The sequence below is a fragment of the Nocardiopsis trehalosi NBRC 14201 genome (assembly GCF_001552555.1).
GTDB classification, from domain to species: domain Bacteria; phylum Actinomycetota; class Actinomycetes; order Streptosporangiales; family Streptosporangiaceae; genus Nocardiopsis_B; species Nocardiopsis_B trehalosi.
In genome coordinates, this window is sequence record NZ_BCRK01000261.1 from 1 (window position 1) to 6145 (window position 6145).

At 76.6% G+C, this 6145-nt stretch carries 6 protein-coding genes and 1 pseudogene; 1 reads left to right on the forward strand and 6 read right to left on the reverse strand.

The features are described 5' to 3' along the window. Window positions 1-25: 25 nt before the first annotated feature. Window positions 26-475, reverse strand: coding sequence for a type II toxin-antitoxin system PemK/MazF family toxin (locus tag NT8_RS26585; RefSeq protein ID WP_067975408.1), 450 nt, complete (start codon window positions 473-475; stop codon window positions 26-28). A 53-nt stretch (window positions 476-528) separates the two neighbouring features. Then, window positions 529-1659 carry a winged helix DNA-binding domain-containing protein gene (locus NT8_RS26590; RefSeq protein WP_067975410.1) on the reverse strand — a complete coding sequence of 377 codons (1131 nt, stop codon included), beginning with the start codon at window positions 1657-1659 and terminating at the stop codon, window positions 529-531. A gap of 314 nt (window positions 1660-1973) precedes the next feature. Here NT8_RS26590 and soxR point away from each other — a divergent pair, with 314 nt between their 5' ends. Continuing rightward, on the forward strand, window positions 1974-2462 hold the full coding sequence (gene soxR / locus NT8_RS26595) for a redox-sensitive transcriptional activator SoxR (protein WP_067975413.1): 489 nt from the start codon (window positions 1974-1976) through the stop codon (window positions 2460-2462). 73 nt (window positions 2463-2535) lie between these two features. Here soxR and NT8_RS26600 read toward each other — a convergent pair whose 3' ends face one another. The 4 genes and pseudogenes from NT8_RS26600 to NT8_RS30140 form a co-directional block, all read right to left on the reverse strand. Next, window positions 2536-3273: a tRNA-dependent cyclodipeptide synthase gene (locus tag NT8_RS26600; protein ID WP_157515990.1), complete on the reverse strand. Its 738-nt coding sequence runs from the start codon at window positions 3271-3273 to the stop codon at window positions 2536-2538. Beyond that, window positions 3270-4811, reverse strand: a complete 1542-nt coding sequence (locus NT8_RS26605; protein ID WP_067975415.1) for a class I adenylate-forming enzyme family protein — start codon at window positions 4809-4811, stop codon at window positions 3270-3272. Before NT8_RS26605 ends, NT8_RS26600 begins: the two co-directional genes overlap by 4 nt. Window positions 4812-5128: 317 nt before the next feature. Continuing rightward, window positions 5129-5704, reverse strand: coding sequence for an isopentenyl-diphosphate Delta-isomerase (idi, locus tag NT8_RS26610; protein WP_067975418.1), 576 nt, complete (start codon window positions 5702-5704; stop codon window positions 5129-5131). Window positions 5705-5867: 163 nt separating this feature from the next. Further along, a pseudogene (locus NT8_RS30140) lies at window positions 5868-6145 on the reverse strand (hypothetical protein); the annotation flags it as partial.

Consider the following 6145-nt stretch of genomic DNA (forward strand, 5'->3'; position numbering starts at 1 on the left):
CCCGTGCGGCGGCCGGCCGCCGCGGTCAGGCGCGGCCGTGCCGCCGGAGCAGCGCCGTGCACACGCGGCGGAACCGGTCGGCGTCGAGCACGGCGCCCTCGCGGCGGATCCCGTCCTCGGGCAGCTCGAACAGCCGGTCCAGGGCGACGTAGGAGGGGCGCCCGCCCCGGTCCCACGGCCCGGCGCCGAGGGCGGTCCAGTCGCGCTCCTCCCACGGGTCGGGGGCTCGGCTGGACAGCATCAGGGCGTGCAGGACGCCGTCGCGCGCGCCGACCACCAGCAGCGGCCGGTCCTTGCCCTGGGCCGGGTCGTCCTCGTAGGGCACCCAGGCCCAGACGACCTCGCCGGCGTCGGCGCGCCCGTCGATGTCGGGCGCGTAGGCGAAGGTGATGTCGGTCGTCGCGGCGGGCACCTCGCGGACGGCGCCGCGCCGCCCGGCCCGCGCGGCCCCGCCGGAAGTTCGTGGTTCGCGCATCCGGGGAGCCTAGCGCAGGGCGGCGGCCGCGCTCCCGCCCCGCCCGGGGGTCGTCAGGGCGCGGCGACCCGCACGTCGTGGTCGACGGCCCCCGCTGCGGTGAAGGCCAGCAGCCGCGCCCCCTCGGCCTCGACCTCCGCGCGGTCGGCGGCCGCGAGCGGGGCGAAGGGGGTGACGGCGAGGACGGCGGACCGCCGCGCGCGGACGATCTTCCAGGTGCCCGCGACGAACCCGTCGACCAGGACGGTCCCCGGGATGATGCCGTTGGGGGTGGCCATGCGGGCCCGCGCGTCGTCGGAGACCACCCGGGTGCGGTCGGCGTGGGAGAGGGTGAGGTTGTCGTACTCGGCGACGAGCCGGACGGGGGCGGGGGTGCCGGGGTCGGGGCGCGGGGCGTCGGGCAGGTCGTAGAGATCGCGGCCGTCGGGGCCGCGGAACACCCGCAGCCGGGGGCGCAGGCGCTCGAAGACCTCGCCGAGGCGGGTCAGCCCCGACCACACCTGGGCGTCGCGCGGCGAGGCCGGCCCGAACGCCGCGAGGTAGCGCAGGACGAGGTCGTCGGGGCCGGGGCCGTCGGGCGCGGGCCCGCCGAGCCACGCCTCGGCGGTGGTGCAGACCGGCTGCCCGCTGCCGGTCCACAGGCCGCGCGGCGGCACCTGCACCAGGGGCAGCCGCACCCGGAGCAGGCGGTCGTAGGCGCGAGGGTCGCCGCCGGGGAACCGGTCGGCGAGCAGGCGCCCGGCCTCGCCGGCGGTCATGGGGCGCGCGTCGAGCAGCGCCCGCCCCGCCTCGGCGACCTCGTCGGGGTCGGCCCCACCCATGGCGCGGACGAAGGCCCGGTCGCCGATGGCCCGGTCGAGGACGGGCTGGGTCCAGGCGCGCAGGGCCAGGGCGTCGGCGGCGGCGGTGAGGTGGACGGTGCCGCGCAGCGAGACCAGGCGCACCACCCGCCGGTTGGTCATCAGGTGCTCCAGCTCCTCGGGGCGGAACGCGGCCAGCCGGGACCACAGCCCCACGTAGGGCGCCTTGGGGGCCTGCGACTGGAGGGCGACGAGGTGGGCGATGGCGTCGGCGGCGGACACGTCGTGCCGCCGCAGCAGGAGCTGGCGGGCGAGGGTGGCGCGGTTGAGTGCCCGGGTCGACAGGGTGGCGCCCTGGGCGCCCGGGGATGTCGGAGCGGGCATCGGGACCTCCAGCGGTAGGGCGGGGCCGGCGCACCCGCCGTCGGCACCCTACGGGCCGCCGCCGACATGCGGCGCCGCGCGCGGCACACCGGCGCGGCGCGGTCGCCCACCGGGGACCGGGACGGCGGCGGGGGGCGGTGTGGTGCGCGGACGGCGCCTGCGGCGGATCGGGGCCGTGTGCGGCGGCCGCCCCGGGGCGGCCTTCGGCCGGTCCGCGCCGCCCGGGGTCGGCGGCGGGGCGGGGCGCGCGTGCCCGGTGGCCGCGCACCCGGTAGCCTGCCCGGTGATCACGGTCGACGGGTGGAGGTGGAGCCGTGGCCCAGGCCACCTGGCGGTCCCGGGAGCTGACGGTCGGCCAGGTGGCCGAGCGCAGCGGCGTGGCGGTGTCGGCGCTGCACTTCTACGAGCGCGAGGGGCTGATCCGCAGCCGGCGCACGGCGGGCAACCAGCGCCGGTACCAGCGCGACACGCTGCGCCGGATCGCGTTCATCCGCGTCTCGCAGCGGGTCGGCATCCCGTTGGCGCGCATCCGCGAGGCGCTGGCCGAACTGCCCGAGGAGCGCACGCCCAACCGCGACGACTGGGCGCGGCTGTCGGAGACGTGGCGCGAGCGGCTGGACGCGCGCATCCGGACGCTGGAGCGGCTGCGCGACGACCTCACCGACTGCATCGGCTGCGGCTGCCTGTCGCTGGAGCGCTGCGCGCTGTCGAACCCGCGCGACCGGTTGAGCGCGGAGGGCCCGGGACCGCGCCGCCTGCTCGTCGACGAGGACTGCCTCGACGCGGGTCACTGCTCGGCCTGACCGCCGCCCGGCCCGCCGCGCCGCGTCCGCCCCGCCCGGCGGCGCGCGGCCGGGCGGGCGGGGCGGGCCGGTGTCAGTCCGGCCGCGGGTCGGCCGGGGCGGGGCGGATGGTGGCGTAGCCCTGCCAGGGCGGGGGCTGGAGCACGGACTTCCCGGCGTAGAGGAGTTCGGCCAGCGGCAGCGGCTGGTGGTAGAAGTTCAGCGACGACGGGACGTCGAAGATGTCGGCCGACGCCAGGAAGAACGGGAGCTCGGCGGCGAGGTAGCGCGTCGCCCGTTCGACCCGCTCGGGTGCGGGCGGCCCGGTGTGGCCCCGCGCCCGCAGCACCTCCCGGCTCATCTCCGCGCACGTCCCGGCCAGCGCGTCGTCCTCGCGCAGCGCCCGTTCGGCCTCGGCCAGCCGCTCCCGGTAGACCGGGTGGGCGGCCAGGTCGGACATGCGGTGCAGGCCGTCGCCCTCCCGGGGGCCGCCGCCGGCGCGCCACGCCCGGTCGACCCGGTTGCGCAGCACGTTGGTCTCGCCGCGCGCCTTCCTCCGCGCGCGCTGCGGTTCGTAGCCGAGCGCGAGGTAGGTGTGCACCAGCGCGGAGTCGGGGACGACGACGTCGACGCGGGCGAACTCCGCGCACAGCCAGCCCAGGAGGCGGGTCAGCAGGGCCACGTTGAAGTACCCGTTGCCGGGGCTGACCCCGAGCAGCGCGTGCTCCCGGCGGTCCCACACCGTCCGGCAGCCATCGGTGAAGGGGTCGACGGTGAACGCGGGGTGCGGGGCGCCGCCCGGGTCGGCGGCGCCCGTGGGCCCCGCCGTCACGTCCAGCGGCCCGTGCCGGGCCGCGCGGCCTCGCCGAGGTGCCGGCGGCGCAGCTCCTCGCGGCGGATCTTGCCGGTCCCGGTGCGGGGCACGTCCGCCAGCGCGACCACCACGGGGTCGGCGAGGACGGGGAGCCCGCTCACGGCGGTGCGCCACGCCTGCGGGTCGAGCCGGCCGTCGGGCGTGGCCACCACCGGCACGGGCGGGCCGTCGCTGACCGCCAGCAGGGCGACGTCGTGCCGTTCGGGCAGCAGGTCGACCAGCACGTCCTCCAGCTCCAGGCAGCTCAGGCCCGGGGTGTGGTTGACCTCGCGGTCGAGGAGCTTGATCCGGCCGGTGCGGGTCTTGATACCGATGTCGCCGGTGTTCCACCACTCCCCCACGGCCTTCTCCCGCCAGCGCTCGGGTTCGCGGTAGTAGCCGGCGCAGCGGGCCTTGGTGCGGGCGAACACCAGGCCGGGGCGGCCGTCGGGGACCGGGCGGAAGGTCTCGGGGTCGACCACCTTGATCTGCACGAACGTGGGCATCGGCCGGCCCACGGTCCGGGGGCCGGGGCGCTCGTCGCGCCGCCGGTTCGCGGTGCGGCGGGTCACGAAGGTCATCCCCAGGCCGCCGGTCTCGGACTGCCCGTAGCCGTACCGCCAGAGGGGGAAGGGGTGGCGGGAGGCGTTGAGGAAGGTGCGGATGGTCGACCAGTACACGGCGTCAAAAGTGCTGGCGAACATGCGGACCGAGGAGAAGACGTTGGCGCGGCGCTCGCGGGCGAGCCCCTCCAACCGGTCGAAGTCGATCGGCAGCGCCTCGACGGCGGTGGGCGGGTGCTCCCGGAACAATGGGCGGACGTTCTCGGGTTCGCTGTCGCTCATCAGCAGCACTTTGTGCGGGGAGAGCGTGAGCGCGGAATAGATCCAGGTGAAGGCGCGCGCGTGCACGTAGGGCATGAACACCGCGACGGTGTCGTTGCGTCGGAATGTGATCGGCGGCAGGTGGCGGCATTCCAGCCGGGCCATCTGCCCTTGGAGTTTGGCCGGCGTGTACATGATGAGTTTCGGGATTCCGGTGGTGCCGGACGTGTGGGTGAGCATCAGCAGCTCGTCGTTGCGGCGCGGGGCGGGCGGCGGCGCGTCGGCGCCGTCGAGCGCGGCCGGTGTCAGCGCGCCGGGCGCGTCGGCGTCGAGGGACAGGGTGCGTTCGGCCAGGTCGGTCAGCGGCGTCCCGCCGGCCGCGCCGGCCGTGAGCCGCCGCGCGTCGCTGACCAGCAGCCGGGGCTCGGAGCGGTGCAGCAGCGCCCGGACGGAGTCGTCGGGCAGCAGGCCGGAGAGCAGGACGGGGACCGCGCCGATCCGGCTCGCGGCGGCGGCCAGCAGCAGGCAGTCGAAATGGTTCTCCTTGAAGACGGCGACGTGGTCGCCGGAACGCACCCCGGCCGCGTGCAGGATCGCGGACGTCCGGCGGACGATGTCCGCGATCTCATCGATGTCGAGGAGGGTCCGCCCGCTCGGGTCGATGTCGAGCGGACGGCTGAGGCGGAAGATCATCGGTTTTCCGAGTTCCGCCCGGTGGTCGAAGAGCAGACCGATATTGGACTTCCAGAGCTGGTGGTTTGGCACCCGTTCTCCCGGATTCCGGCGCAGATTTCGGGAAAGGCGGTCCGCCTTTTCCCGGAATGAGACCCGGCCCAGGCAATCAAGGGCCGATCTTCGAGTCAACCGCACTCGTCACTCGCGTCACGGGGCCGGATGTGGACGCGGTATGCCGGGGCGCGGCGGGGGGCGGCCGCGTCGGTGCGCGGCCGCCGGGGTGCCGGGGTCGGGAGGGCGGGCGGCCGCGCCGGCGGCCGGCGCGGCCGCGGGGGTCACACGGCCGAGGAGGGGACCTCGCGGTCGTCGGCGGCGGGCCAGGCGAGCGGGTCGGCGCCGAGCCCGGCGAGTTCGGCGATCTGCAGGCGGCACCACGGGGAGACGTCGTAGAGGCCGTTGAGCACGCCGTCGGCGACGTCGGCCCAGGGCAGCCACCGCCAGTCGCCGACCTCGGCGGGGTCGGGGGCGAGCGGGCCGGTGGCGACGGCGCGGAAGACCGGGCAGACCTCGTTCTCGACGGTGCCGTCGGGCATGACCGCGCGGTAGCGGAAGCGGGGCAGGACGGGCGCGGGGACGGTGGCGGTGGTACCGAGTTCGTCGCGGAGCCGGCGGGCGACCGCGTCGGCGAACGGCTCGTTGGGGGCGGGGTGGCCGCAGCAGCTGTTGGTCCACACCAGCGGCCAGGTGGTCTTGGCGCCGGATCTGCGGGTGAGCAGCACCCGGCCGCGGTCGTCGAAGACGTAGCACGAGAACGCCAGGTGCAGCGGGGTGCGCTCGTGGTGGACCGCCGACTTGGGTGTCGTGGCGACGGCGCGCCCGTCGTCGTCGAGCAGCACGACCAGTTCAGTCACGTTCGAGGTGTCCCTTCCGCCGGGCGGGAAGGTGCCCGGGCTCTGGACCTGGGGCTACCCCCGCTCTCCGGGCGACAACCCCGCGATCCTGCGGTGGCCGGCGACGCTGTCCGCACATGTCAGGCCATGTCGGGACGGAAGCGGCGGCGCTGGCCGGGGGTGGTCAGCCGCGGCCGCGCATCGGCGCCAGTTCGGCGGGCGCGGTGACACGGCGCAGGGCGCGCGGTCCGGGGCCGGGCGCGGGGGTGAAGACGCGCACCAGCAGGTCGGCGCCGATGCGGCCGGCGGCGACCCAGGAGGTGCCCGTGGCCAGCACGGTGAAGGGGTGGACGGCACCGTCGACGGTGATCTCGGCGGTCGACCAGGCGGCGTCGGCGGCCGGACCGGAGGCGTCGGCCGACAGCGGGTCGCGCGCCCGCCGCTCCATCAGGTCGCGCTCGG